General features: G+C 65.8%; 27 protein-coding genes. 12 read left to right on the top strand and 15 right to left on the bottom strand.

All coding sequences use genetic code 11. From position 1 onward, the window contains the following. Positions 1 to 951: a bifunctional riboflavin kinase/FAD synthetase gene (gene ribF / locus ACFOJE_RS16350; protein ID WP_377815640.1), complete on the bottom strand. Its 951-nt coding sequence runs from the start codon at positions 949 to 951 to the stop codon at positions 1 to 3. A 139-nt stretch (positions 952 to 1,090) separates the two neighbouring features. After that, positions 1,091 to 2,629 carry a murein biosynthesis integral membrane protein MurJ gene (murJ, locus tag ACFOJE_RS16345; protein ID WP_377815638.1) on the bottom strand — a complete coding sequence of 513 codons (1,539 nt, stop codon included), beginning with the start codon at positions 2,627 to 2,629 and terminating at the stop codon, positions 1,091 to 1,093. A gap of 254 nt (positions 2,630 to 2,883) precedes the next feature. On the opposite strand from murJ, the gene rpsT reads away from it, so the two are divergent. After that, positions 2,884 to 3,159 (top strand): 30S ribosomal protein S20, encoded by a 276-nt coding sequence (gene rpsT / locus ACFOJE_RS16340; protein WP_377815636.1) that lies wholly within the window; start codon positions 2,884 to 2,886, stop codon positions 3,157 to 3,159. A gap of 92 nt (positions 3,160 to 3,251) precedes the next feature. Here rpsT and ACFOJE_RS16335 read toward each other — a convergent pair whose 3' ends face one another. From ACFOJE_RS16335 to rplU, 5 genes are all read right to left on the bottom strand, one after another. Continuing rightward, a complete protein-coding gene (locus tag ACFOJE_RS16335; RefSeq protein WP_377815634.1) occupies positions 3,252 to 3,704 on the bottom strand; it encodes a CreA family protein in 453 nt (150 codons plus the stop codon). Between the two features lie 11 nt (positions 3,705 to 3,715). Continuing rightward, complete coding sequence (proB, locus tag ACFOJE_RS16330) at positions 3,716 to 4,834, bottom strand: glutamate 5-kinase (RefSeq protein WP_377816322.1); 1,119 nt, start codon at positions 4,832 to 4,834, stop codon at positions 3,716 to 3,718. 86 nt (positions 4,835 to 4,920) lie between these two features. Continuing rightward, entirely contained in the window at positions 4,921 to 6,138 is a 1,218-nt protein-coding gene (gene cgtA / locus ACFOJE_RS16325; RefSeq protein ID WP_377815632.1) for an Obg family GTPase CgtA, read from the bottom strand. Positions 6,139 to 6,241: 103 nt separating this feature from the next. Next, positions 6,242 to 6,499: a 50S ribosomal protein L27 gene (rpmA, locus tag ACFOJE_RS16320; protein ID WP_377815630.1), complete on the bottom strand. Its 258-nt coding sequence runs from the start codon at positions 6,497 to 6,499 to the stop codon at positions 6,242 to 6,244. A gap of 45 nt (positions 6,500 to 6,544) precedes the next feature. After that, positions 6,545 to 6,856 (bottom strand): 50S ribosomal protein L21, encoded by a 312-nt coding sequence (rplU, locus tag ACFOJE_RS16315; protein WP_377815628.1) that lies wholly within the window; start codon positions 6,854 to 6,856, stop codon positions 6,545 to 6,547. A gap of 246 nt (positions 6,857 to 7,102) precedes the next feature. Here rplU and ACFOJE_RS16310 point away from each other — a divergent pair, with 246 nt between their 5' ends. Next, the gene (locus ACFOJE_RS16310) at positions 7,103 to 8,071 is read left to right on the top strand and encodes a polyprenyl synthetase family protein (RefSeq protein ID WP_377815627.1); all 969 of its coding nucleotides are present in this window, start codon (positions 7,103 to 7,105) and stop codon (positions 8,069 to 8,071) included. A 136-nt stretch (positions 8,072 to 8,207) separates the two neighbouring features. Continuing rightward, positions 8,208 to 8,495 (top strand): PA4570 family protein, encoded by a 288-nt coding sequence (locus tag ACFOJE_RS16305; RefSeq protein WP_377815625.1) that lies wholly within the window; start codon positions 8,208 to 8,210, stop codon positions 8,493 to 8,495. A gap of 20 nt (positions 8,496 to 8,515) precedes the next feature. On the opposite strand, the gene ACFOJE_RS16300 is transcribed toward ACFOJE_RS16305, so the two are convergent. The 4 genes from ACFOJE_RS16300 to ACFOJE_RS16285 all read right to left on the bottom strand — a co-directional run bounded on the left by ACFOJE_RS16300 (position 8,516) and on the right by ACFOJE_RS16285 (position 12,679). Then, positions 8,516 to 9,133 (bottom strand): FKBP-type peptidyl-prolyl cis-trans isomerase, encoded by a 618-nt coding sequence (locus ACFOJE_RS16300; protein WP_377815623.1) that lies wholly within the window; start codon positions 9,131 to 9,133, stop codon positions 8,516 to 8,518. Positions 9,134 to 9,350: 217 nt separating this feature from the next. Next, complete coding sequence (locus tag ACFOJE_RS16295) at positions 9,351 to 9,689, bottom strand: PA4575 family protein (protein ID WP_377815622.1); 339 nt, start codon at positions 9,687 to 9,689, stop codon at positions 9,351 to 9,353. Between the two features lie 150 nt (positions 9,690 to 9,839). Beyond that, on the bottom strand, positions 9,840 to 12,260 hold the full coding sequence (locus ACFOJE_RS16290; RefSeq protein WP_377815620.1) for a Lon protease family protein: 2,421 nt from the start codon (positions 12,258 to 12,260) through the stop codon (positions 9,840 to 9,842). Positions 12,261 to 12,355: 95 nt separating this feature from the next. Then, positions 12,356 to 12,679, bottom strand: a complete 324-nt coding sequence (locus tag ACFOJE_RS16285; RefSeq protein WP_377815618.1) for a TraR/DksA family transcriptional regulator — start codon at positions 12,677 to 12,679, stop codon at positions 12,356 to 12,358. 186 nt (positions 12,680 to 12,865) lie between these two features. On the opposite strand from ACFOJE_RS16285, the gene ACFOJE_RS16280 reads away from it, so the two are divergent. The 5 genes from ACFOJE_RS16280 to ACFOJE_RS16260 all read left to right on the top strand — a co-directional run bounded on the left by ACFOJE_RS16280 (position 12,866) and on the right by ACFOJE_RS16260 (position 18,583). Beyond that, the gene (locus ACFOJE_RS16280; RefSeq protein ID WP_377815617.1) at positions 12,866 to 13,354 is read left to right on the top strand and encodes a DUF3015 domain-containing protein; all 489 of its coding nucleotides are present in this window, start codon (positions 12,866 to 12,868) and stop codon (positions 13,352 to 13,354) included. A 70-nt stretch (positions 13,355 to 13,424) separates the two neighbouring features. Continuing rightward, a complete protein-coding gene (locus ACFOJE_RS16275; RefSeq protein WP_377815615.1) occupies positions 13,425 to 15,281 on the top strand; it encodes an Lnb N-terminal periplasmic domain-containing protein in 1,857 nt (618 codons plus the stop codon). Positions 15,282 to 15,384: 103 nt separating this feature from the next. Then, on the top strand, positions 15,385 to 15,717 hold the full coding sequence (locus tag ACFOJE_RS16270) for a hypothetical protein (protein WP_377815614.1): 333 nt from the start codon (positions 15,385 to 15,387) through the stop codon (positions 15,715 to 15,717). Between the two features lie 44 nt (positions 15,718 to 15,761). Next, a complete protein-coding gene (locus ACFOJE_RS16265; protein ID WP_377815612.1) occupies positions 15,762 to 16,583 on the top strand; it encodes a CbbQ/NirQ/NorQ/GpvN family protein in 822 nt (273 codons plus the stop codon). After that, on the top strand, positions 16,580 to 18,583 hold the full coding sequence (locus ACFOJE_RS16260; protein WP_377815610.1) for a nitric oxide reductase activation protein NorD: 2,004 nt from the start codon (positions 16,580 to 16,582) through the stop codon (positions 18,581 to 18,583). The genes ACFOJE_RS16265 and ACFOJE_RS16260 overlap by 4 nt, the downstream gene beginning before the upstream one ends. A 69-nt stretch (positions 18,584 to 18,652) precedes the next feature. Here ACFOJE_RS16260 and gdhA read toward each other — a convergent pair whose 3' ends face one another. Then, positions 18,653 to 19,990 (bottom strand): NADP-specific glutamate dehydrogenase, encoded by a 1,338-nt coding sequence (gene gdhA / locus ACFOJE_RS16255; RefSeq protein ID WP_377815608.1) that lies wholly within the window; start codon positions 19,988 to 19,990, stop codon positions 18,653 to 18,655. A gap of 338 nt (positions 19,991 to 20,328) precedes the next feature. Here gdhA and ACFOJE_RS16250 point away from each other — a divergent pair, with 338 nt between their 5' ends. From ACFOJE_RS16250 to ACFOJE_RS16240, 3 genes are all read left to right on the top strand, one after another. Further along, complete coding sequence (locus ACFOJE_RS16250; RefSeq protein WP_377815606.1) at positions 20,329 to 20,832, top strand: gluconokinase; 504 nt, start codon at positions 20,329 to 20,331, stop codon at positions 20,830 to 20,832. Positions 20,833 to 20,865: 33 nt separating this feature from the next. Further along, on the top strand, positions 20,866 to 21,165 hold the full coding sequence (locus tag ACFOJE_RS16245) for a DUF6156 family protein (RefSeq protein WP_377815604.1): 300 nt from the start codon (positions 20,866 to 20,868) through the stop codon (positions 21,163 to 21,165). 235 nt (positions 21,166 to 21,400) lie between these two features. Further along, a complete protein-coding gene (locus ACFOJE_RS16240; protein ID WP_377815603.1) occupies positions 21,401 to 21,736 on the top strand; it encodes a DUF2790 domain-containing protein in 336 nt (111 codons plus the stop codon). Between the two features lie 67 nt (positions 21,737 to 21,803). On the opposite strand, the gene ettA is transcribed toward ACFOJE_RS16240, so the two are convergent. Further along, positions 21,804 to 23,468: an energy-dependent translational throttle protein EttA gene (gene ettA, locus ACFOJE_RS16235; protein WP_377815601.1), complete on the bottom strand. Its 1,665-nt coding sequence runs from the start codon at positions 23,466 to 23,468 to the stop codon at positions 21,804 to 21,806. A 303-nt stretch (positions 23,469 to 23,771) separates the two neighbouring features. Between ettA and glyA the strand changes: the two genes are divergently transcribed. Further along, the gene (gene glyA, locus ACFOJE_RS16230; protein WP_377815599.1) at positions 23,772 to 25,025 is read left to right on the top strand and encodes a serine hydroxymethyltransferase; all 1,254 of its coding nucleotides are present in this window, start codon (positions 23,772 to 23,774) and stop codon (positions 25,023 to 25,025) included. A gap of 61 nt (positions 25,026 to 25,086) precedes the next feature. Here glyA and ACFOJE_RS16225 read toward each other — a convergent pair whose 3' ends face one another. Together ACFOJE_RS16225 and ACFOJE_RS16220 are read right to left on the bottom strand one after the other, a co-directional pair. After that, the gene (locus tag ACFOJE_RS16225; protein ID WP_377815598.1) at positions 25,087 to 25,848 is read right to left on the bottom strand and encodes a YdcF family protein; all 762 of its coding nucleotides are present in this window, start codon (positions 25,846 to 25,848) and stop codon (positions 25,087 to 25,089) included. Between the two features lie 41 nt (positions 25,849 to 25,889). Then, positions 25,890 to 26,297, bottom strand: coding sequence for a hypothetical protein (locus tag ACFOJE_RS16220; protein ID WP_377815596.1), 408 nt, complete (start codon positions 26,295 to 26,297; stop codon positions 25,890 to 25,892). Between the last annotated feature and the right edge of the window lie 77 nt (positions 26,298 to 26,374).

The raw sequence follows: 26,374 nt of genomic DNA, 5'->3' as shown, positions 1-26,374 counted from the left end.
TCATTCAGGCTCGTGATTAAGCGGTTGACCCTGCCAGTAGGCACGGGCGGCGGCGATATCCGCGTCGATCGCCGTTTTCAGCGCCGCCAGTGAGGCGAAACGCTGCTCGTCGCGCAGCTTATGGTGAAAGGTAACGGCAAGGTGCCGACCGTACAGGTCGCCGGCGAAATCCAGCAGATGCATCTCCAGATGGGCCCGCCCATCGCCATCCACGGAAGGTCGCACGCCGATGTTGGCCACTCCCGGCCAGCGCCGCCCATCCAGCTCGGTGCTCACCACGTAGACACCGCAGAGCGGAACACGGCGCCGCTTGAGCTGGATGTTCGCGGTCGGCGCCCCCAGCTGACGGCCCAGCTTCTGTCCGTGCAGGACTCGTCCGGAAATGCTGAACGGCCGGCCGAGCAGGCGCTCGACCAGAGCCATGTCGCCGGACTGCAGCGCCTCGCGCACCCGGGTGCTGCTGACCCGCTCGCCGTTCACCTCGACCGTAGTGGCCGCCTCGACCGTGAAGCCTTCACTTATCCCGGCACGGCAGAGGAAGTCGAAATCGCCGGCACGGTCGCAGCCGAAACGGAAATCGTCGCCCACTTCCAGATGGCGCACTCCCAGTCCGTCGACCAGCACCGTTTCCACGAATGCCTGGGCGCTCAACTCGCGCAGGCGACGATTGAAGGCCAGGCACAGCACCCGGTCCACACCTTCCGCGGCGAGCAGTTCGAGCTTCTCGCGCAGGCGGGTCAGGCGCGGCGGGGCCGTATCGGGGGAGAAGAACTCACGCGGCTGAGGCTCGAAGATCACCACGCAGCTGGGTAGCCCCATGGCAGCCGAACGCTCGCGCATGCGCGCGAGGATAGCCTGGTGGCCACGATGGACACCGTCGAAATTCCCAATGGTGGCGACACAACCCCGATGCTGGGGCCGCAGATTGTGGAGGCCTCGAACCAGCTGCATAGGACACATCTTACTTACAAAGTGGTCGATTATACGCACAGCCGACGCCGGGCAACAGGCCAGCAGTCGCGCCTCCAGCCGGAAGTCTGCCGCCAAGCGACAGGTCTCGTCCCGGCTCGCGCCACCCGCGCGCCTTCGGTCATGCGATCGCCCTGCGGGAAAAATCCCGCAGGCGAAAGCCGAGCGCTGCCAACACTCCGAAATAGGTCAGCACGCCTGCCAGCACCAGGATGCCCAGGCGCAGGAAGCGCTCCGGCATACCACCCAGATCCCAGGCCGGCATCAACTGCATCAGCCCTAGCAGCACGCCAACCATCGCCAGCACTGCCACCACCAGCTTGAGGATGAACCTCCCCCACCCCGGCTGCGGCTCGAACAAGCGCTGGCTGCGCAATTTCCAGTAGAGCAGAGCGGCGTTCAGGCAGGCCGCCAGACCGATGGACAGCGCCAGGCCGACATGCCTGAGCGGAACGATGAAGGCCAGATTCATCAGTTGGGTCACCACCAGGGTGAAAACGGCGATCCGCACCGGCGTCCGGATGTTCTGCTGAGCGTAGAACCCGGGCGCCAGTACCTTGACCAGGATGATACCGAGCAGGCCAATCGAGTAGGCAATCAGCGCCCGCTGGGTCATCAGGGCGTCGTGGGCGTCGAACCTGCCGTACTGGAACAGGGACACGGTGAGCGGCTCGGCCAGGATCGCCAGCGCCAGGGCGCAGGGCAGCACCAGCAGGAAACACAGGCGCAGCCCCCAGTCGAGCAAGCGCGAATACTCGTGGCGATCCTTGCTGGCGTAGGTCTTGGACAGGGCCGGCAGCAGGATAGTCCCCAGCGCCACGCCGAGCACCCCGGACGGCAGCTCCATCAGGCGGTCGGCATAGTACATCCAGGACACCGAACCGGCAGCCAGGAAGGAGGCGAAGATGGTGTTGATGATCAGCGAGATCTGCCCCACCGAAACGCCGAGGATAGCCGGCAGCATCTGCCTGAGCACCCGCCAGACACCACTGTCGCGCAGATTCAGGCGCGGCAGCACCAGCATGCCGATCGTCCTCAGGTGCGGCAGTTGGTAGAGCAGCTGCAGCAGCCCACCGGCCAGCACTGCCCAGGCCAGGGCCAGCACCGGCGGATCGAAATACGGGGTGAGGAACAGGGCAAAGCCGATCATGCTGACGTTCAGCAGAGTCGGCACGAAGGCCGGTACGGCGAAGCGGTTCCAGGTGTTCAGGATTGCCCCGGCCAGGGACGACAGGGAAATCAGCAATATATAAGGAAAGGTGATTCGCAACAGAGCGGAGGTCAGGTCGAATTTCTCCGGCGTATCGGCAAAGCCCGGGGCCGAGATCCAGATGACCCAGGGCGCGGCGAGTACGCCCAGGAGGGTCACCAGCGCCAGCGCCAGGGTCAGCAGGCCGGAAACATAGGCCACGAAGGTGCGAGTCGCCTCCTCGCCCTGCTGGGTCTTGTATTCGGCCAGGATCGGTACGAAAGCCTGGGAAAATGCCCCTTCGGCAAAGATGCGGCGCAGCAGGTTGGGCAGCTTGAAGGCGACGAAAAAGGCGTCGGAGGCCATGCCCGCGCCGAAGATCCGCGCCACTATGGTATCGCGCACGAACCCCAGCACACGGGACAGCATGGTGATGGAACTGACGGCCACCAGCGACTTGAGTAGATTCATAGAGTGGGCTGCATCCTGACCGGAGAGGCTGCGCTTGCCCAGAGGCAGCGAGGCCGCCGAGTGTAGAGCCCACGCCTGACTGCCGCAACGCACCGGGACTGGGGAGGACCGAATTCTTTCACCTGCCGGCGACCACTCCCCGAGGGAATCGCCTCCCCCTGCAGATTGCCCGCCCCTTGACAACCCCCTGACAGCTCGGCATGATTCGCGGCCTTATTTGTTCGTATCCCCCCCAGTTTTCGAGGAGCTTGACGGTGGCCAACTCACCTTCTGCCAAAAAACGCGCCAAACAGGCTGAGAAGCGTCGTAGCCATAACGCCAGCCTGCGCTCGATGGTTCGTACCTACATCAAGAACGTGGTCAAGGCTATCGACGCCAAGGACCTGGAGAAAGCCCAAGCAGCCTACACTGCAGCCGTTCCGGTCATCGACCGCATGGCCGACAAGGGCATCATCCACAAGAACAAGGCCGCTCGTCACAAGAGCCGCCTGAACGCACACATCAAGGCACTCGGCCAAGCCGCAGCCTGATCGAAGCGTTCAAATGAAAAACCGGCCGATGGCCGGTTTTTTATTGCCCGCGAGTTCTAAACGGGAGCGAGCCGCACCCCGCCCCACTCCATTCACTCGCGCCAGGGCACGATCGGAATCGCCGTCACGGCATTCTGCGGACTACCCTCGATCACCCTGTCGCTATAGACCAGATAGACCAGGGTATTACGCTTCCTGTCCAGGAAGCGCACCACCTGCATGGTCTTGAACACCAGCGAAGTGCGCTCCTTGAACACCTCCTCGCCATCCTTCAACTCCTCGCGAAAGCTGATCGGTCCAACTTGGCGACAGGCAATGGAGGCTTCGGCCCGATCTTCGGCCAACCCCAGACCACCCTTGACGCCACCGGTCTTGGCTCGCGACAGGTAGCAGGTCACCCCCGCAACCTTGGGATCGTCGAAGGCCTCGACCACGATCTTGTCGTTCGGCCCGACCCACTTGAACACCGTGGAGACCTCACCGATCTCCTCCGCCAGAGCCAGAGGCGACAACAGCGCCGCCAACACCAATCCAATCACGCGCATGCCAGCTTTCCTCAGACCAGAATCAGATTGTCGCGATGAACCAACTCCGGCTCATCCACGTAGCCCAACAGCTTCTCGATCAGATCGGAAGAGTGCCCGATGATCTTTTGCGCCTCGACGGCACTGTAGTTGGCCAGGCCACGAGCCACTTCCCTGCCCTCCTGATCGACGCAAACCACCATCTCGCCGCGCCGGAAATTACCATCGACCTCCGTCACCCCGACAGGCAACAGGCTCTTGTGATCCCGCACCAGGGCCTGCACGGCGCCGCCGTCCAGCACCAGAGTTCCGCGCATCTGCAGATGGCCGGCCAGCCATTGCTTGCGAGCGGCCAGCATCTCCTGTTCCGGAGCCAGCAGAGTGCCCAGCCGCTCCCCGGCCTTGAGCCGCCCCAGCACCCGCTCGATCCGCCCACCGACGATCACCGTGTGCGCTCCCGAACGCGCCGCCAGCCGTGCCGCGCGCAGCTTGGTCTGCATCCCGCCACGCCCCAGGGCGCCCCCCGTACCGCCGGCAACGCCATCCAGCGCCGGATCGTCGGCTCGCGCCTCGAAGATCAGCTTGGCATCCGGGTTATTGCGCGGATCCGCATCGAACATGCCATCGCGATCAGTCAGGATGACCAGCAGATCTGCCTCTACCAGATTGGCCACCAGAGCCGCCAGGGTATCGTTGTCGCCGAAGCGAATCTCGTCAGTCACCACGGTGTCGTTCTCGTTGATCACCGGAATCACCCCGAGATCCACCAAGGTCCGCAGCGTGCTGCGTGCATTCAGATAACGCTTGCGATCGGAAAGATCGTCATGAGTCACGAGGATCTGTGCGGCATGCAGGCCGTGCCTGGAGAAACTGGACTCCCAGGCCTGGACCAGCCCCATCTGCCCGACGGCGGCGGCCGCCTGCAGCTCGCGAATAGCTTTCGGTCGAGCGCTCCAACCGAGCCGACTCATACCCGCCGCCACCGCCCCCGAAGAGACCAGCACCAGCTCGACGCCAGCCTCGCGCAGAGCCACCATCTGCTCGACCCAGACCGCCATCGAGCCATGATCCAGACCACGGCCGTCGGCGGTCAGCAGGGCACTGCCGATCTTCACCACCCAACGCCGCGCACCCGCTACCTTATCGCGCATCATCTCAGCCTTTCCGCCCTATCAGTCAGACGGCGGGCCCGGCCCGCCGCCGGAATTCGCGAACGAACCTCGTCCGCCCGACAAAATCAATGCACGTAGAAGATCTCCGGCCCGTCACCATCGTCTTCGTCGTCGAAATCGTCCTCGCCCTCCAGCACATCGGCACTCTTCAGCCCGGCGCGACGCAGCGCGCGCTGATCGTCCAGCGCCTGCAGGCGCGCCCTCGCTTCGTCCTCGATGCGCTGATCCAGCTCAGCCAGAGCCTCGGCGTATTCGGGCTCCTCGGCAATACGCAGGGCCCGCTCGTCCAGATAGCGCATGATGTCCTGGCAGAGCGCCTCGGTCCCCTCGCGCTCCAGCGCGGAGATGACATACACCGGCCCCTTCCAGTCGAGCCGTTCGATCACGGCGCACAGGCGCTCCTCGCGCTCCTCGTCGAGCAACTGGTCGGCCTTGTTCAGCACCAGCCAGCGCTCGCGCTCGGTCAGCGCCGGACTGAACTTCTCCAGCTCGTGGATGATGGTTTCGGCCGCCTCGGCAGGATCGCTTTCATCCAGCGGCGCCATGTCCACCAGATGCAGCAGTAGCCGGGTACGGGCCAGGTGCTTGAGGAAGCGGATACCCAGCCCAGCCCCCTCCGACGCCCCCTCGATAAGACCCGGGATGTCGGCGACCACGAAGCTCTTGTAGCGACCGACGCTAACCACCCCCAGGTTCGGCACCAGGGTGGTGAAGGGGTAGTCGGCGACCTTCGGCTTGGCGGCCGAAACCGCACGAATGAAGGTGCTCTTGCCGGCGTTCGGCAGACCGAGCAGACCGACGTCCGCCAACACCTTCAGCTCCAGCTTGAGATCGCGCGCCTCCCCCGGCTTGCCCGGCGTGGTCTGCCGCGGAGCCCGATTGGTACTGGACTTGAAGCGGGTATTGCCGAGCCCGTGCCAGCCACCCTGGGCGACCAGAAGGCGCTGCCCGGGCTTGGTCAGGTCGCCGATGATCTCCTGGGTGCCGGCATCGATCACCGTCGTACCGACCGGCACCGGCAGAACCAGATCCTCACCCTTGGCCCCGGTGCAGTCGGTGCTGCCACCCTTCTCGCCGTTCTGCGCCATGAAGCGCCGGGTGTAGCGGTAGTCCACCAGGGTATTGAGGTTCTCGTCGGCCTCCAGATACACGGAGCCGCCGTCACCGCCATCGCCACCGTTGGGGCCGCCCTTCTCGATGAACTTCTCTCGACGAAAGCTCATCATGCCGTTGCCGCCATCGCCGGCTTTTACAAAAATCGATACTTCATCGACGAATTTCATGGGTACGCCTCCCGCCGGGGCGGGCTGATTGAATCGAGGTCTAACAGGATATAAAAACAAAAAAGCCCCGTCGCATGACAGGGCTTTTCCGGCAAAGCCGCGATCAGGCCTGGACGACGCTCACGTAGCGACGACCAAAAGCACCTTTCACTTCGAACTTGACCACGCCTTCCACTTTCGCGAACAGGGTGTGATCCTTGCCGATGCCCACGCCGTAGCCGGGGTGGAACTGGGTGCCGCGCTGACGCACGATGATGTTGCCGGCCTTGATGACCTGGCCGCCGTAGATTTTCACGCCAAGGCGTTTACTTTCTGAGTCGCGGCCGTTGCGGGTAGAACCGCCAGCTTTTTTGTGTGCCATGAGTTCAATACTCCAAATTGCGGGGATTCAGGCGGAGAATTCCGATCAGCCCTGAATACCGGTGATTTTGACCTCGGTGAACCACTGACGGTGGCCCTGGTGCTTCATGTGGTGCTTACGACGGCGGAACTTGATGATGCTCACCTTGTCGTGGCGGCCCTGACCGATTACTTCGGCAGTCACCTTGGCGCCTTCGACCACCGGAGCACCGATCTTCACGTCGTCGCCGTTGCCGATCAGCAGCACGCGATCGAAAGTGACCGACTCGCCGGTGCCCACTTCGAGCTTTTCAATTTTAAGGAATTCACCTTCGGCAACTTTGTACTGCTTGCCGCCGGTAACGATTACTGCGTACATGGTATGTCTCCGTTTGATCCTGCTCACCCAGCGCTTTAGTAGGAATAATGATCGGCCGGCATGGCTGCACGGAACCGTTTGACCGCTCCGCGCAATTGCGTAAGACAGGGAAATACCCAGGGAAGTTAGGGCCAGCGATTGTACGCGGGGGGCCCATCGCGCGCAAGCGGCGCAGGGCCTTGCCTTGACAGTGCAAGACCTGCCACCTAGCATGCCCGCGCAACCCATGAGCAGCTCGAGGCGTTGATGCAACCCCAAGCCTTTTACCGCGTGGTAGCGGATGATTTCAACGCTGTCGACGGCATTATCCGCAAGCAGCTCACCTCCCACGTGCCGCTGGTGGAAAAGATCGGCGACTACATCGTCTCCGCTGGCGGCAAGCGCTTGAGGCCGTTGCTGGTTCTGCTCAGCGGCAGCGCTCTGGGCTACCGCAACGATCAACTGCGCCTGCTGGCCGCCATCATCGAGTTCCTGCATACCTCCACCCTGCTGCATGACGACGTGGTCGACGCTTCCGGACTGCGCCGCGGCCGATCCACCGCCAACTCCCTATGGGGCAATGCGCCGAGCGTGCTGGTGGGCGACTTCCTCTACGCCCGCTCCTTCGAGATGATGGTAGAACTCGCCTCCATGCCGGTGATGCGCATCATTTCCCAAGCTACCCGGGTGATCGCCGAAGGCGAGGTGCTGCAGCTGTCGAAGATCCGCGATGCCAGCACCACCGAGGAGACCTACATGGAGGTCATCCGCGGCAAGACCGCGATGCTGTTCGAGGCTTCGAGCCACAGCGCCGCCGTTCTCGCCGGAGCCAGCGCCGAGCAGGCGGAAGCCCTGCGCCAGTTCGGGGATCTTCTCGGCATCGCCTTCCAGCTGGTCGACGACCTGCTCGATTACCGTGGCGATGCGGAAACCCTGGGCAAGAACGTCGGCGACGATCTGGCCGAAGGCAAGCCTACCCTGCCCCTGATCTACACCATGCGCGAAGGCACCCCCGAGCAGGCCGCCCTGGTACGAAAGGCAATCCAGAAAGGCGGCATCGAGGACCTCTCCAGCATCCTCGATGCCGTGGAGGCCGCTGGCGCTCTCGACTACACGGCACGCCTGGCGCGCGACCATGCCGACCGGGCCATCGCCTGCCTCGATGTCCTGCCCGACAACGAATACCGCGACGCCATGATCGAACTGACCCGCTTCGCCGTGGCGCGGACGCACTGATCGCCAACGATGCATCCGAGCCCGTCGCGCCCCAGGCGTGGACGGGCTTTTTCTTGGCTCGAAGAAATACCGTATCGCTCTTGCAATTTTGCAAATAAAAATTATTCTCATCTAAACCTTGTTCGGGAGATGAGACATGACCTATCTGATCGACGCCTGGCTGGAACGCCCCCATCCTTGTCTACGCATCCTTCACCGGGAGACCGGCGAGGTCTGCGCCGTGCTGGACGAGGAGGATCTGGACGAACTGCGCGCCCAAGGCGATCTGGAGCTGGGAGAGCTGAACTCCTCCGAGCCACAGATCCTCAAGGAAATCGTCCGCAACCTGTTCCTGTTCTGCTACAGCCGCGTCCTGCGACCGGGGCAGCGATGGCACCGAATGGCAGAAACGCGAAAGCCGGACCAATGGCCCGGCTTTCGGTGATGCTGGCAACCTGAGATCGATCAGAGCACGTCGAGCAGCTCGACGTCGAACACCAGGACGCTATGGGGCGGAATGCTGCCGACCGCCTGAGCGCCGTAGGCCAGTTCGCTCGGTACATGGAGACGCCACTTGCTGCCGGCGTTCATCAGCTGAAGGGCTTCGGTCCAGCCGGCGATCACGCCGCCGACCGGAAACTCGGCCGGCTGACCGCGCTGGTAGGAGCTGTCGAACACGGTGCCGTCGATCAGGGTACCGTGGTAGTGGGTGCGCACGGTGTCCTCGCGGCTCGGCTTGCGCCCTTCACCAGCGCTCAGTACTTCGAACTGCAGGCCGGAAGGCAGCACGGTCACGCCTTCGCGCTTGGCGTTCTCGGCAAGATAGGCGACGCCCTCGGCTGCAGCCGCCTCGGCCTTGGCCTTGGCGTCGGCCTGCATGCGCTCGCGGATCACCTGGAAGCTGGCAGACATCTCGTCCGCGCCCACCGCACTGGGCTTGCCGTTGAAGGCATCGGCGAGACCGGCCAGCAGCGCGTCCAGGCTCACCCCGGGCGGAGGGTTGTCACGGATCTGATCACCCAGCTGCCGGCCGATGCCGTAGCTGACACGAGCTTCGTCGGTGGAAAGGTTGAGTTCGGGCATGCTACGGCTCCACTTGGTTAAAAAGGCTGAACAGACTAGCACATGCGGACAGCCGAACCGAGCGGATGGCCGATCGGGAAAGACGAGCATTCGGCCAGGTCGGTGGTTCCGCCCACAGGGCCTTCAGCCGTCAAATACCGATCCGACATAATCAAGCCTTTTGTGGATAACTTTGTTGATAAAGACAGGATGAATCCAGCGCAGAAAGCCCACCCGATCAGTGTTCCGTGGACAGGAAACCGCCTCGTCGATGCCGCCAGGCCTCGTTCACCCGGCGCAGTTCGGCCTGCAGATGGAGGCGCCAGATGAGCATCTCGGAACACTCGACATAATCCAGTCCGGCCAGGTTCGTGGCGATCTCAGCGAGTATCGCCTCGGCCTCCCGAGCCCCGTGGAACGGGCCTTGCGCCCTGACCGAAGAGGGCTGCGCTCCGGATGTACCGGCGGCGCACAGTAGCGCCCACACCCCTTGATCGCCGACCAGCGGCCGAACCACGAACTCGATGCGGATTTCCATTCCCAGGCAACGCCGGGTGAAACAGAGACTGCGCGGCATAGGTTGATCCCCCTCAGGGCTCACTTTCAGCCTACACCCACGTCTGCCGCACAGGAAGCCTTTTCAGCCTGTGGATAACTCTGTGCATGATCCGCAAAACAACGGGAGTGCCCTGCATGGCATCCCGTTATCCTCGTTCACCGGCAGCGCTCATTCCTTGACGTTGATATGCGGCGCCTTCTGCCTGGCCTCGTCTTCCTCGACACCCATTTCGGCGATTTCCCGCAGCCGCTCGACCACGCGTTCGTTGACGCTGCCCGCAGGGAAACGCCCCTCGCCGTCCGGCGTGCCGGCCGGCTCGCCGAGCAGCAGACCAAGCGCTTCGTCCACCTGACGCACGGCATAGACATGGAAGCGACCGGCCCTCACCGCTTGCAGCACGCGCTCGTCGAGCATCAGGTTGCTGACGTTGGCCCGCGGGATGATTACGCCCTGCTCGCCGGTCAGGCCGCGGGCCTCGCAGAGACGGAAGAAGCCTTCGATCTTCTCGTTGACCCCGCCGACCGCCTGTACCTCGCCGAACTGGTTGATCGAGCCGGTAATGGCGAAGCACTGCCTGAGCGGGGTGCGCGACAGCGCCGAGATCAGCGTGCAGACCTCGCCGAGCGAGGCGCTGTCGCCATCCACGTAGCCATAGCTTTGCTCCAGGGCGATGCTGGCGGAAATTTCCAGGGGAAATTCCTGGGCGTAACGGCTGCCCAGGTAGCCGGTGAGTATCATCACCCCCTTGGAATGGATCGGCTGGCCGAGGCTGACCTCGCGCTCGATGTCGACGATGCCCGAGCCGCCCGGATAGACGGTGGCGGAGATCCGCGCCGGCACGCCGAAGGCCGAGTCGCCGACCTGCAGCACGGTCAGGCCGTTGCACTTGCCGGTCGCCGCGCCCTGGGTGTCGATCAGGATGATGCCGGCCAGCATGTCGTCGAGAATGCGCGCCGAGACGCGGCCGGTGCGGGTTTCCTTGGCCTTCAGGGCTCGCTCGATGTGGCCGATGTCGGTGACCCTGTCGCCGGCCAGCTGACGGATGAAGTCGGCCTCGCTGACCAGCTGAAACAGATCGCCGATGCGCGCCGACAAGCGCCCCTGGTGCTCGGCCAGACGCGCGCTGTAAGTGGCAAGACGGGCCACCGCGGCCGAGGTGAGCGATGCCAGCCCCTCCTCCGTGGTCCGAGTCTTGAGTAACTGGGCGAACTGTTCGAGGCTGTCCTCGGCCAGGGGGATCTCCTCGTCGAAGTCCACCAGCACGCGGAACATCTCCTGGAAGTCCGGATCCACGTCCTGCAGCGTGTAATAAATCTCGCGCGAACCGATGATCACCACCTTGACCTGCAGCGGAATGACCTGCGGATTCAGGGTTACCGTGGCCAGCCGGCCCAGCTCGGCCAGCGGCGACTCCATCTTCAGCTGGCGCGAATGCAGGGCGCGCTTGAGCGCATCCCAGACGAAGGGCTCGCCGAACAGCTTCTCCGCCTCGAGTACCAGGAAGCCACCGTTGGCACGGTGCAGCGCCCCCGGGCGCAGCTGTCGGTAGCTGGTGTAGAGAGCGCCCTGATCGGTGCTGTATTCGATGCGGCCGAACAGGTTGTCGTAGGTGGGATGCGGCTCGAATACCACCGGCGCACCGCCCTGGCTGTGATGGCCGACCACCAGGCTCGGACAGTACTGCTCCATCAGCAGCGCCCGGCGCTGAGCGTCCGAGCCGCTCTCGTCGGCCAGCTGCTCGACCACCGTCTTCAGCAGGTTGACCTGCATCGCCTGGAGATAGGCGCAGACCCCGGCGCTTTCCGCATACTTTTCCGACAGCGGTGCCAGCAGCGGCTGCAGGGCCAGGGTGATGGTCTCCTCGTTGAGCCGGCGCAGCTGGTTGCTCGACTCGCGCTTCCACTGCGGCAGGCTGGAGAGTTCCTCGTTGAGGCGCTCCTCGAGGACGGCGATATCCTCGTGAAAACGCTCGCGCTCGGCCTCGGGCAGCTGGGCGAACTCGGTTTCGTCCAAGGCCTTGCCATCCTTCATCGGCGTGAAGGCGATGTTGGCGCTGTCGCGGTACAGAGCGACGTCCTTCTCCAGCGCCAGCCGCTCGATCAGGTCCAGGGCCCGGTCGTAGCGCTGGTTGAAGCCGCGATCGATGGCGCCCTTCTTCTGCTGGTAGGTGGGCGTCTCGAACACCGCGGGGAAGGTCGCCAGCAGGTTGTCGATCAGATGGACGATGTCGTCGATGAATTCGCTGGCGCTGCCGGGCGCCAGCTCCAGCGAGCGCGGCTCGCGGGGTTCGTCGAAATGATTGACGTAGACCCAGTCGCAGGGGGTGGCCAGGCGCTTGGCCTCGGTCTGCAGGTAGCGCTTGACGTAGGAAAAACGGCCGGTGCCGGGCTCACCCATGACGAAGACGTTGTAGCCCGGGCGCGGCATCGCCACGCCGAACTGCAGGGCCTGTACCGCACGCTCCTGGCCCAGCACGCCGCGGAAGGGCTCCAGGTCGTCGGTGGTGTTGAAATCGAACTGGGAGGGCGCGAAGGGACGGGTCAGCTCATCGGGGCTCAGGCGCAGGCCGGCGGCAACGGAGTCGGGCATCGGGAATCCTTACATCGGGCGGCACGGGCCGCGGGGAGTGATGCCGGCATTCTGGCTTCGAGTCCGACCTGCCGCAAGGTGTCAGCCCGGAAGGTTCACGGCGTCCGATCCGTGCAACCCAGGCAGTACTCGGCGGTCGGCAACGCGGCCAGGCGCGCCGGCTCGATAGGCCCGCCGCAGCGCAGACAGGCGCCGTAGGTTCCCTCCGCCAGCCGCTGACGGGCCCGTGCGACCGCGCGCAGCCCCTCCTCGGCCTCGGCCAGCAAAGCCCGCAGCACGTCGTCGTTCTGCCGTTCGCTGGCCTGCTCGGCGGAGTCCGCCGCATGGGGCTGGCCCAGATCGCCGCGGATGGCGCTGACCCGCTGGCTGTATTCGAGATGGAGACGGTCGAGGGCAACCCGGGGATCGAAGGTGGACATGCTGGCGTTCTCTCGAGTTCATGCTGAATGATGGTTCCAGTTTGGCCCAGATAAGCCGAATCGCACTGATCTGGAGCAATCATCGCAATACGCAGCGGCCGTCCTTGACACTTTGCCCGCGTTACAAAATGCTGCACGCGGGCCGGCAGGGGCCGGCCCATCGTCCACATGAAGAAGAGATCATCAATGAAACGGATTCTGCTTGGTTCCCTGCTCGCCGCCACCGCTCTCAACGCCTTCGCCGAAGCCCCCGGCGGCCCGGGCTGCGGCTGGGGCAACATGCTGTTCAAGGGCCAGCGCGGTCTGCCCTCGCACCTGGTCGCCTCGACCACCAACGGCACCTCCGGCAACGCCACCTTCGGCATGACCTCCGGCACCAACGGCTGCTCCACCAAGGGCGCCCTCTCCTACAACGGCAAGCCGATGATCGTGCTCGGCAGCATCATGGACGAACTGTCCGAGGACATGGCCAAGGGCGAAGGCGAAGCCCTGACCACCTATGCCGTGGTGCTCGGCGTGCAGCCGGAAGACCGCGCCCACTTCGCCGCCGTGACCCACCAGCACTTCAGCGAGATCTTCCGCTCCGCCGACGTCACCGCCGAAGACGTGCATGCCGCCACCCTGGCCGTGCTGAAGAACGACGCACGCCTGGCCAAGTACGCCGAGCAGGCCTGATCCCAGACCGCGAGACGTCCACGCGCCCGCTTCGGCGGGCCTCTTCGCGCCTCCACGCTGCCGGCCCCAGATGCTCAAACGCCTGCTTCCCCTCGTGCTGAGCGGCGCCTGTGCCGCGCTCCACGCTGCCCCTGCGCCCACCGAAAGCCGCCTGCAGAGCCTGGCAGCCGAGCCGTTCTGGCTCTCGCTCGGCCACTACGAGCGCAGCCGGCTGGGCGGCTGGCGCAGCTATGTGGACGACGCCAGATTCTTCCTGTCGCCGCAGGGCGCGCACGACCCGGCCGCCGAGCTGGCCGCCACCCTCCGCGCGCTGTACCGGGACCCGGCCCTCGGCGATCGCCATCCCCAATGCGTCTATCCGGCTCGCACCCGCTGGCTGAAGGAGCGGCTCGCACTCGACGATCTGCCCAAGGTGCAGTGCCCCGAATTCACCCGGTGGTGGCAGGACATCGCCCCGCACAGCGCCGTGCTGGTGTTTCCCGCCGCCTACCTGAACAGCCCCTCGTCAATGTTCGGCCATACCCTGCTGCGCGTCGACCAGGCCGACGTCGACAGACAGGGCACCGTCCTGCTCAGCTATGCGTTGAACTTCGGCGCCCACATCGAGGGCATGGACAACAGCATCCTGTATGCCTGGAAGGGCGTGATGGGCGGCTATCCGGGGCTGTTCGCCCTGATGCCCTACAACGACAAGCTGTCCGAATACAGCCGCCTGGAAAACCGCGACCTGTGGGAGTACCGGCTGAACCTGACGCCCGAGGAAACCGGGCGAATGATCGAGCACGTCTGGGAACTCAAGCAGATCCGCTTCGATTACTTCTTCTTCGACGAGAACTGCTCGTATCGCCTGCTGGAACTGCTGGAGATCGCCCGTCCCGGACTCGAACTGACCGATCAGTTCCCCTTCACCGCCATCCCCACCGACACGGTGCGGGCGGTGGAGCAGGCCGGGCTGATCGAGGCCATCGACTACCGGCCGTCCAAGGAAAAGGAGCTGCTGACCCGCGCCCGCTCGCTGGATCGACGGGAGCAGGACTGGGTCGAACGTCTGGCCGGCGACCCGGCCGCGCTGGACGATCGGGCCTTCCAGGCCCGGCCGGCCGAACGCCGGGCGCTGATGCAGGACGCCGCCTTCCGCCTGACCCGCTATCGCCAGTCCGGCAAGGAGCGCGACGAAGACGGCGCACGCACCAGCTTCCGCCTGCTTCAGGCGATCAACCGCAACCCGCCACCGCGCCTGGCGGTCGAGCGCCCGGCCCGGCCCGAGCAGGGCCACCGCTCGCATACCTGGCAACTCGGCCTCGGCAGCCGCGACCACCGGACCTTTGCCGAATACGGCCTGCGCATGGCCTACCACGACCTGCTCGACAACCTCCACGGCTTTCCCATCGGCGCGCAGATCGAGATCCTCCAGCTCAAGCTGCGCCAGTACGAGGGCAACCATTGGCAGTTGCAGCAGCTGGACCTGGCCAACATTCGCTCGCTGACCCCGCGCAGCGGCCTGCTCAAGCCCTGGTCCTGGCAGGTCGGCGGCGGCCTGGAGCGGGTCCTCGGCAAGCACGGCGAGGCGCAGCTGGTCGGCCGCGTCGGCGGCGGCGCCGGCTTCACCTGGCAGCTGGACGACGAGCTCTACGGCTTCGCCCTGGCCACCCTGCGTCTGGAGCAGAACCAGGACTTCGCCGCCTTCATCAGCCCCGCCGGCGGCTTCGATGCCGGCCTCCTGTGGCGCAACCGGCTGGGTAACCTGAGCCTGGAAACCACCACCGACTACTTCGCCAACGGCGAGGTCCGCCGCCGTTTCGACCTCTCCCAGCACTGGGAGCTGGCCGACAACCTCGGCCTGCGTCTGTCGGCCCGGCGCGAGTTCAGCCATCTGGCCGGGCCGGTCAACGATCTGATGCTGCAACTGCGCTGGTATCAGTACTGAGAACGCCGGTCGCCCCCGCTGCCCCCTGCCGGGCAGTCGCTGGACAGCGCACCGATGCTTGTCTAGGTTCAAAGCCATCGCAGCAGTGGACGAGAGCTCCGTCATGGCACTCAGACATGCACTCTCCGGCGAAGTGGTGAACATCCGCAACGCCTTCGCCCAGACGGCCGGCGACCAGTCCCAGGCGCTGGTCAGCACACCGGACATTGAGGTCGTGCGCCTGGCCCTCGAGTCCGGCAAGGTGCTGGCGGATTACCAGGTGGAGGGCCCGGTGACCCTGCATTGCCTGGAGGGCGCCATCGAGGTCGGGATCGACGACCAGTGGAGGCCCATGCAGGCTGGCGACCTCCTGTACCTGACCGGAGGCACCCGCTGCACGGTGAAAGCACGGCAGGAATCCCTGGTCCTGCTGACCATCTTCCGCCGGCCCCAGTAGCTCCGGGCCGGAGCGGACCGGCACACGGACACGGAGGCAAAGCCATGAACGAGCCGAGCGAGCGGCCCCGCCAGTCCGGGCGGCCGGAGCGGGAACCCTTCTATCTGCCGGCCGGCGACGAGGTGGCGATCTTCGAGCGCTGCCACGCCCAGCATCTGGCGGTGATGCTCAAGGGGCCGACCGGCTGCGGCAAGACCCGCTTCGTCGAGCACATGGCCTGGCGCCTGGGCCGACCGCTGATCACCATCGCCTGCCACGACGACCTGACCGCCAGCGACCTGGTCGGACGCTTCCTGATCGGCCACGAGGGCACCCGCTGGGTCGACGGTCCGCTGACCCGGGCGGTGCGCGAAGGCGCCCTGTGCTATCTGGACGAAGTGGTGGAGGCGCGTCAGGACACCGTCGTGGTGCTGCATCCGCTCACCGACCACCGCCGCCTGCTGCCGCTGGACAAGACCGGCGAGATCCTCGAGGCGGCGCCGCGCTTCCAGCTGGTGGTGTCCTACAACCCCGGCTACCAGCGCCTGCTCAAGGACCTCAAGCCGAGCACCCGGCAGCGCTTCGTGGCGCTCGACTTCGACTTCCCACCGGCCGAACGCGAGGCCGCCGTCGTCAGTCACGAGAGCGGCGTCGATTCGGCCATCGCCCATGCCCTGGTCGGCCTCGGCCGGCAGTTGCGCGAACTGCAGGACCGCGGCCTGGCGGAGGTGCCGAGCACCCGTCTGCTGATCGCCAGCGCACGCCTGATCGCCGACGGCATCGAGCCGCGCAGCGCCTGCCGCGCCGCCCTGATCGCCCCGCTCTCGGACGACGCCACCCTGCTCGGCGCCATGACCGATCTGGTCGAACTGGCATTCGCCCGATGAGCGTAGGCGAGGATGCCCTGACCGCAGCGACGCGCCGCGCCACGAACTACGCCCAGGCTCTGTGGCGCCGGCGCCACGGCGCACCGCCGACGCCCGACGGTCTCGCCCTGGCGGAGGTGGCGCAGCGTCTGGACCTGCTGATCAATGCCCTATTCGGCCGCTGCTACGCACTGCGTGCGGCCCAACCACCCGCCCCGCCCCGGCTGCTGACTAAACTGCTCGGTCGCCGCGACGGCCCTCGGTCGCGAGCCGCCGTACCGGCCACCGACGGCCTCAACATCTGGCTGCCGGCCAATCTTGACCTAGGCTCGCCCGAAGACGCCCTGGCCCGCTACCGGATCCTCGCCCTGCTCCAGGCCACGCGCGCCGCCCGCGGCAGTGCGGCGCACCTGCGGGAGCTGACCGACCCGCTGCAGCGCGGCCTCTACCTGCTCCTGGAGGCCTGGGCCGCCGAAACCGACCTGCTGGCCCGCCTGCCCGGGCTGGCGTCGCCGCTCCTGGCCCTGCGCCGTGACGCCCTGGCGCAGCGCCCGCAGCTATCGTCCTGCAGCGGCCCGGGACTGGCGCTGGAAGGTCTCCTCCGCCGGGTGCTGGAAGATCCCGGCAGCGAGCCCCTGCCCGGCCTGACTCCGCCGGCCACACCGGACGACGCGCTGCGCCTGGCCTGCCGTCTCGCCAGAGCCCTGCCGCCGAGCAACCTGCTCGGCGCCGAGCCGCTGCTGCGCGACTGCTGGACCGGCGACCTGCGCCAACCCGAGGCGATGGCACCGTCGGTCGATGTCGCCGAGGCGCAGGCGCCCACCGCTCCGCCTCATACCGCGCACCTGCCCCGCAGCCCCCTGGCGCGCCGGCCGCTCGCCGGGAGGGATGGCCAACGGCAATCCGGCCCCTGGACGGTGCAGGCCGCCAAAACCCGCGAGCCCAGCGAAGAGCCGCCGAACCTCCAGCGTCTCGCCGATCGCCAGACGCGCGCCGCCGAGGATGTCGCCGACGCCCTGGCGGAGCAGCAGACCCGTCTGGCGGTCAATCCCGCCTCGCCGAGGGAGGTTCCGCTCGACGACGACCCGCCGGGCGCCCGGCTCTTCGTGCGCAGCGAACCCCCGGTGGGCCCGGCCCTGGTCTATCCGGAGTGGAATTTTCGCAGCCGAAGCTATCGCGATCACGGCGCGACCGTACACCTGTGCCCCGCTGCGACCGGCCCTCTGGAGTGGGTCGAACGGACCCAGGAGACCCACCGCGCCCTGCTCGAGGCCGTCCGCCGTCCGTTCGAGCGGCTGCGCGCCCAGCGCCTGCGGCTGCGCCGCCAGCTGGACGGCGACGACATCGACCTGGACGCCTATACCGATGCCCTGGCCCAGGCCCGCGCCGGCCTCGGCATGCCGCAGGCGCTGTACCAGCTGCAACGCAGCAGCCGGCGCGATCTGGCGATCCTGCTGCTGATCGACGTCAGCGGCTCCACCGACGGCTGGATCTCCAGCCAGCGGCGGATCATCGACGTGGAGCGCGAAGCCCTGCTGCTGGTCTGCCTGGCTCTGCACAGCCTGGGCGAGCCCTATGCCGTGCAGGCCTTCTCCGGCGTCGGCCCGCAGTCGGTGAAGCTGCGGACCCTGAAGGACTTTCCGGAGCGCTACGGGGTCGCCGTCGCACGGCGCATCGCCGCGCTGGAGCCGGAGCTCTACACCCGCGCCGGCGCCGCCATCCGCCATGCCAGCACCTGCCTGATGCAGCAGCCGGCCACCCATCGGCTCTTGCTGCTGCTCTCCGACGGCAAGCCGAACGATGTGGACAAGTACGCGGGCCGCTACGGCGTGGAAGACATGCGCCAGGCGGTCAACGAAACCCGGCTGCGGGGGATACAGCCGTTCTGCCTGACCATCGACCGGCAGGCATCCGGCTATTTGCCGGCGGTGTTCGGTGCGCGGCGCTACGCCTTGCTGCCCAACCCGGAACGCCTGCCGGGGGTGCTGCTGGAGTGGATCAGGCGGCTGCTGGCGAGCTGAAGGAGAGATGCGGGCCAGGATCAGCCGGTCGGGCCGAAGGTCCGACCGGCCGGGCTTCTGCCTCGGGAGTCAGACCACGCCCTGGGCCAGCATGGCGTCGGCGACCTTGACGAAGCCGGCGATGTTGGCGCCCTTGACGTAGTTGACCTGACCGTTCTCCTCGCCGTAGTTCACGCAGGCATGGTGGATGGACTGCATGATGCTGTGCAGCTTGGTGTCCACTTCGCCTTCGCTCCAGTGCAGGCGCATGGCGTTCTGCGACATCTCCAGGCCACTCACCGCCACGCCGCCGGCGTTGGAGGCCTTGCCCGGCGCATAGAGGATGCCGGCCTCGACGAACAGGTCGACCGCCTCCAGGGTGGACGGCATGTTGGCGCCTTCGGCGACACAGATGCAGCCGCTCTTCAGCAGCGCTCGGGCGTCGTCGGCGTCCAGCTCGTTCTGCGTGGCGCAGGGTAGCGCGATGTCGCAGGCCAGGTGCCACGGACGCTGGCCGGCATAGAACTGCAGACCGAAGTGCAGGGCCATTTCGCTGAGGCGGCCACGACGCACGTTCTTCAGGTCCATCAGGTAGTCCCATTGCGCCCGGGTCATGCCGCCCTCGAGGAACAGGGTACCGTCGGAGTCGGACAGGGAGATGACCTGGCCGCCCAGCTCCATCACCTTGAGCGCGGCGTACTGGGCCACGTTGCCGGAGCCGGAGATCGCCACGCGCTTGCCGTCGAAGCTTTCCCGCCGGGTCTTGAGCATTTCCTCGGCGAAATACACGCAGCCATAACCGGTGGCCTCCGGACGGATCAGGCTGCCGCCGTAGGCGACGCCCTTGCCGGTCAGCACCGAGGTGAACTGGTTGGACAGACGCTTGTACTGGCCGAACAGGAAACCGATCTCGCGGCCGCCGACGCCGATGTCGCCGGCCGGCACGTCGAGGTCGGCGCCGATGTGGCGGTACAGTTCGGTCATGAACGACTGGCAGAAACGCATCACTTCGCCATCGCTCTTGCCCTTCGGATCGAAGTCGGAACCGCCCTTGCCGCCGCCCATGGGCAACGAGGTCAGGGAGTTCTTGAACACCTGCTCGAAGGCGAGGAACTTGAGTACGCCGAGATTCACCGACGGGTGGAAGCGTAGGCCACCCTTGTACGGGCCGATGGCGCTGCTCATCTGCACCCGGTAGCCGCGATTGACCTGCACCCGCCCCTGATCGTCGACCCAGGGCACGCGGAACAGGATGGCGCGCTCCGGCTCGACGATGCGCTCGAGGATACCGGCCTGCCGATAGTGAGGGTTGGCCTCGAGGAAGGGCCACAGGCTGCGCAATACCTCTTCCACCGCCTGATGGAACTCGGGCTGATCGGGATCGCGCCGCTTCAGGCGCTCGAGGAAGGAATCTACGGATACGTTCATGGTGACTTCCAGCCGGCCCACTGGCCGCTAACGAAAAATCGGGGGCGCGACTTTACCAAGCACCAATACGCGATTGCACCATTATCGTGCCGAAAGCATAAAAACGAACCATTTTGACGCGAACAATCAAAAACCCTAGAAGCAACATGAATGTCAGGAAAATGGTGCGCAAACTTGATCAATCCAGAGCCCACCAAAATACAGAGCCAAAATAGCGCACGATTCGCACCAGATTAGTTCACCAACAGACGCAAACCTCACTGGCCTTCGGCGAACAACGCTTGCGATGCCGCTCGGACTCGGTGAGATTGCTCGGAAGCACGGTGGAGGACACGAGGATGATCGTCCTGGTCATGGGGGTTTCCGGCAGCGGCAAGACCACCATCGGCGAGCGTCTGGCCGCTCGGCTGGGTTGCGGCTTCAGCGACGCCGACCAGTTCCACAGCCCGGCCAACAAGGCCAAGATGTCCCGCGGCATCGCCCTGACCGACGCCGACCGCCAGCCCTGGCTGCTCGCGATCCGTGCCGCCATGGACGAGCAGCGGCGCCAGGGTCGGGATCACGTCTTCGCCTGCTCGGCCCTGAAACGCCGCTACCGGGAACTATTGCGCGGTGCGGACGACGACCTGCGCCTGGTCTACCTGCAGGGGCCGCCCGACCTGCTGGCTCGGCGCCTACGCCAGCGCACGGGGCATTTCTTCGCTCCCGAACTGCTGGCCGACCAGCTCGCCACCCTGGAGCCGCCCAACCCGGGCGAGGCCCTGGTGATGGACATCCGCCAACCTCCGGAAGTCATCGTCGAGCGCATCGCCGAAGCGCTCGGGTCGCCGCCTATGCGATGATGGCGCCCCATTGACCATACAAAGAGAATGGATATGAGCAACGAGGCCGCCGCCACCTGCCGCTTCTTCGTCACCTACAGCGGCGTGAAGCTGCCCCTGAAACTGATGAACGAACTCGGCGAAGCGGATCTGCACAACCGCAACACCTTCTTCCGCGGTCACTTCGACGCCCGGGAACGCCTCGTCCGGCTGGAGAAGATGGTCTACGGGGAACTGGAACTGCAGCATGTCTACGCCTATCACGACCACGGCCCGCTGCGGCTGGCCGAGATCACCGATGCCGACGGCGAGGTGACGCGGCTGGAGTTCGACGAGGACGGCCAACCACTATAGGGCCGGCCTGTCCGGCGCATCGGGAAGCATCCGGAAACAGAGTCTTTCGGTGATGGCCGCTTGACCATGACTCGGCGCAGGGCTTTGCTTGTACCAAGCCTCGCCTTTCCGCCGTCGCGAGTGTCCCGGCCTTCCGGGGCAGGGCGGACGAACGAGCGGAACGGCCCGGGCAGCTCATCGCCGGAGAAGCGGCAGCCCGCGCCGGTTCTTCCCGACATCCATGGAGGTACGTCCCATGCCGGCATTCATCCTGAAACCCGCGAGAATTCTCCTGGCCTTGGCCGCCATCGCCCAGGTATACCCGGCCCTGGCGGCGGACACCGGTCGCAGCGACGATGACGAGCCGATCATTCTGGAAGACATCGTGACCTTCATGGAGGCGCCCGAGGTCAAGCCGTACCACTACGGGATGCATCTGGACATCGAGAAAGTCGTCAGCATCAAGTACTTCCCGCCGGAGCCCAACTATTGCGGCGTCATTCCGGCCCAGATGGTGTACGAGGACTCCCACGGCGAACTCAACGCTATCGAGTACCTGTACCCCGACACCAGCTGCCCGAACATGAACTGATCCGGGCCCGCCTGCCGAGCGCGGAAACGAAAACGGGGCCCGAAGGCCCCGTTCTGCGTGAAGCGGCTTACGCCAGTTTCTTGTAGCGCACGCGGTGAGGCTGCGCGGCAGCCTCGCCCAGGCGCTTCTTGCGGTCGGCTTCGTAGTCGGTGTAGTTGCCCTCGAAGAACACCACGCTGCCGTCGTCCTCGTAGGAGAGGATGTGGGTGGCGATGCGATCGAGGAACCAACGGTCGTGGGAAATCACGATGGCCGAGCCGGGGAAGTCCAGCAGCGCCTCTTCCAGGGCACGCAGGGTTTCCACGTCGAGATCGTTGGACGGTTCGTCCAGCAGCAGCACGTTGCCGCCCTGCTTCAAGGTCAGGGCCAAGTGCAGGCGGCCGCGCTCACCGCCGGAAAGATCCTTGACGAACTTCTGCTGGTCGGCGCCCTTGAAATTGAAGCGACCGACGTAGCTGCGTGACGGGACTTCGTAGTTGCCGATCTTGATCTGCTCGAAGCCGTCGGACACCTGCTCCCACACGGTCTTGCTACCGTCCAGGTTGTCGCGGCTCTGGTCGACGCTAGCGATCTGCACACTCTCGCCGATGTCGATGGTGCCGGCGTCCGGCGTCTCCTTGCCGAGGATCATGCGGAACAGGGTCGACTTGCCCGCGCCGTTGCCGCCGATCACGCCGACGATGGCGCCCTTGGGCACCGCGAAGGACAGGTCGTCGATCAGCACGCGGTCGCCGTAGCCCTTGCGCACGTGGCTGAACTCGATGACCTTGTCGCCCAGGCGCGGACCGGCCGGGATGTAGATCTCGTTGGTCTCGCTGCGCTTCTGGAATTCCTGGGACTGCATCTCCTCGAAGCGCGCCAGACGCGCCTTGGATTTGGCCTGGCGGCCCTTGGCACCCTGGCGCACCCACTCCAGTTCGGCCTTCATGGCCTTGGCGTGGGCGGCTTCGGCCTTGGCTTCCTGGGTCAGACGAGCCGACTTGGATTCCAGCCACTGGGAGTAGTTGCCCTCGAAGGGGATGCCGTGGCCGCGGTCCAGTTCGAGGATCCAGCCGGCGACGTTGTCGAGGAAGTAGCGGTCGTGGGTGATGGCCACCACGGTGCCGGGGAAGTCGTGGAGGAAGTGCTCCAGCCAGGCCACGGAGTCGGCGTCCAGGTGGTTGGTCGGTTCGTCCAGCAGCAGCATGTCGGGCGCCGACAGCAGCAGGCGGCAGAGCGCCACGCGGCGCTTCTCGCCGCCGGAGAGGTGCTCGATCTTCGCGTCCCACGGCGGCAGGCGCAGGGCGTCGGCGGCGACTTCCAGCTGGCGCTCCAGGTTGTGGCCGTCGGCGGCCTGGAGGATGGCCTCCAGCTTGGCCTGCTCGGCGGCCAGGGCGTCGAAGTCGGCGTCCGGCTCGGCGTAGGCGGCGTAGACCTCATCCAGCCGGGCCTGGGCCTGCTTGATCTCGCCCACCGCCTCTTCGACGATGTCGCGCACGGTCTTCTCCGGGGCCAGCTGCGGTTCCTGCGGCAGGTAGCCGACCTTGATGCCGGGCATCGGCCGGGCCTCGCCGTCGAACTCGGTGTCGACCCCGGCCATGATCCGCAGCAGGGTCGACTTGCCCGCGCCGTTCAGACCGAGCACGCCGATCTTGGCGCCGGGGAAGAACGACAGGGAGATGTCCTTGAGGATTTCACGCTTCGGGGGCACGACTTTGCTGACCCGATGCATGGTGTAGACGTATTGAGCCATGGATGACCTTGGATCTGAATGCCAGAAGAGAAATATATAGAAGACTTGCCGGGGAACGACCGATCCCGGGCCTGTGCACAGCAGCCTGCCCGCACCCCGCGCGCGAGCGGCAAAGCTACCCGAATGCTCCGGGCAGGGCAAACGGCGGTGATGCGCAAGAGCAGATACGGGGCGGGCTCTGATCAACTGCTGCTTTAATTGTATTCGTCGGGCGGATGATCGCCTTTCATATGCCTGTTCTTTACGGATAGGGTAGAATTCGCGTTCTTTTTTTCCCGCCCAGCTGATTTCCAGGGGACTGCCATGTTCAGCCGTGATTTGACCCTCGCCCGCTTTGACGCCGATCTGTTTGCCGCCATGGAGCAAGAAGCTCGGCGTCAGGAAGAACACATCGAGCTGATCGCCTCGGAAAACTATACCAGCCCGGCGGTGATGGAAGCGCAGGGCTCGGTGCTGACCAACAAGTACGCCGAAGGCTACCCGGGCAAGCGTTACTACGGCGGCTGCGAATACGTCGACATCGTCGAGCAGCTGGCCATCGACCGCGCCAAGCAGCTGTTCGGCGCCGACTACGCCAACGTCCAGCCGCACGCCGGCTCCCAGGCCAACAGCGCCGTCTACCTGGCCCTGCTCAACGCGGGCGACACCATCCTCGGCATGAGCCTGGCCCACGGCGGCCACCTGACCCACGGCGCCAAGGTGAGCTCCTCTGGCAAGCTGTACAACGCCATCCAGTACGGCATTAACAGCGACGGCCTGATCGACTACGACGAAGTCGAGCGCCTGGCCCTGGAACACAAGCCGCGCATGATCGTCGCCGGCTTCTCCGCCTACTCCCAAGTGCTGGACTTCCCGCGCTTCCGCGAGATCGCCGACAAGGTCGGGGCCTACCTGTTCGTCGACATGGCCCACGTGGCCGGTCTGGTCGCCGCCGGCGTCTACCCGAACCCGATGCCCTTCGCCGACGTTGTCACCACCACCACCCACAAGACCCTGCGCGGCCCGCGCGGCGGCCTGATCCTGGCCCGCGCCAACGAGGAGATCGAGAAGAAGCTCAACGCTGCGGTCTTCCCAGGCGCCCAGGGCGGCCCGCTGGAGCACGTGATCGCGGCCAAGGCCGTGTGCTTCAAGGAAGCCCTGCAGCCCGAGTTCAAGGAATACCAGCAGCAGGTGGTGAAGAACGCCCAGGCCATGGCCCAGGTGTTCATCGAGCGCGGTTTCGACGTGGTGTCCGGCGGCACCCGGAACCACCTGTTCCTGCTCTCGCTGATCAAGCAGGACATCACCGGCAAGGATGCGGATGCCGCCCTGGGCCGCGCCTACATCACCGTGAACAAGAACAGCGTGCCGAACGATCCGCGTTCGCCCTTCGTCACCTCGGGCCTGCGCATCGGCACCCCGGCCGTGACCACCCGCGGCTTCAAGGAAGCCGAGTGTCGCGAGCTGGCCAGCTGGATCTGCGACATCCTCGCCGACCTGAACAACGAAGCGGTGATCGACGCCGTGCGCGAGAAGGTCAAGGCGATCTGCGCCAAGTTCCCGGTGTACGGCAACTGATCCGGCCCTGCTGCGATACATGAAAGAGCCCGGCCCCGTGCCGGGCTCTTTCTTTTCGCCCCTAGCGGTACAGATAGGGATAGAGCAGCTCACCGAGCGCCTCGTTGAGCAGCAGACCGCTCTGCCAGGCCGCCTTGGCTTCCGGCAGCCAGCCGCCCAGCGGGCGTCCGTTCGGCACGCCGAGGAAGCCGGCCGGGGCCGCCACCACCTCGAAACCGACCGCCTCGAAACTCCAGCGCGCCCGCGGCATGTGCCAGGCCTGGGTCACCAGCACGATCCGGCGGATGCCTTCGCGCTGCAGCAGTTCGGCCGTGCCGGCGGCATTCTCCCAGGTGGTCCTACTGGACTCCTCCCGCCAGCGCACCGGCACGCCGAAGTCGCGCTCCAGCACCTCGGCCATCAACGCCGCCTCGCTGGGCGGCCGGCCGAAATGCAGGCCGCCGCTGACCAGCAGCGGCAAGCCGGAAGCCCTGACCAGGCGCGCTGCGTAGCGCAGGCGTTCGAGCGCCATCGGGCTCGGCTGGTCGCCGCCCCAGGCCGGATCGTTCTGCTCCCGCCCACCGCCCAGCACCACGATGGCTTCGGCACGCTGCGCCAGATCCGCCCAACCGGCTTCCGGCAGCGCCGGCTCGCGCTCGATCAGACGCGCCGCCCATTCAACCGTGACCGGCAGGCTGAGCAGCCACAACCCGCCCAGCCCGATGGCGAAGCCGGCGACGGCCAGGCGCGGAACGCGCCGACGCAGCCACCAGGCGAACACCAGCAGCAGCAACAGGCCGGACGGGGGCAGGACGAGATGTTTGAGCAGATAGCGAAGCGGCATCGGGCACCTCCGGACGGTGCCGCGAAGGCTAACAGATAAACTCAGCGGCGACGGCCGGCGCGGAATACCTGCGAAGTGCAGACGGGACAGGCCGGAGCGCTATCGGCACTCATCCGTACCGGACTGCCGCAGCAGGCGCAGAACAGGACGGGGGAATCGCCGGACGGCCGGTTCGTTGCTCTGATAGCCGCAGGCGCATCCGCCTCGCATCCTTGCCGTTCGAGCAACGCCAGCTCCTCGGCGGCGGCATGCCAGCCGCGCAACCATTGCAGGTCCTGGGACAGGTAGGCCTGGATCCAGGCCATTTCGGCAAGGGACAGACCGCGCAGCTCCAACTCGCCGGAGTCCTCCGGAGCTTGGCTGCGGGCCTGTTCCGCTTCGTGGATGGCCAGGGCAAGCCGCTGGATCAAGCGCTCGTAAAGACCACCGACTGCTCGTGCCTGGCTCATACCGCACCTCGACGCAGGGACGCACCGGGCTCCCTGTCTTGAGCTTAGCGCCCCGCTGGCGACCTGGCGGGCACCAC

It is taken from the genome of Azotobacter bryophylli (genome assembly GCF_042643485.1).
GTDB lineage: Bacteria > Pseudomonadota > Gammaproteobacteria > Pseudomonadales > Pseudomonadaceae > Azotobacter > Azotobacter bryophylli.
The sequence above is the reverse complement of the archived record's forward strand: the minus strand, read 5'-3'. Positions and strand labels throughout refer to the sequence as shown.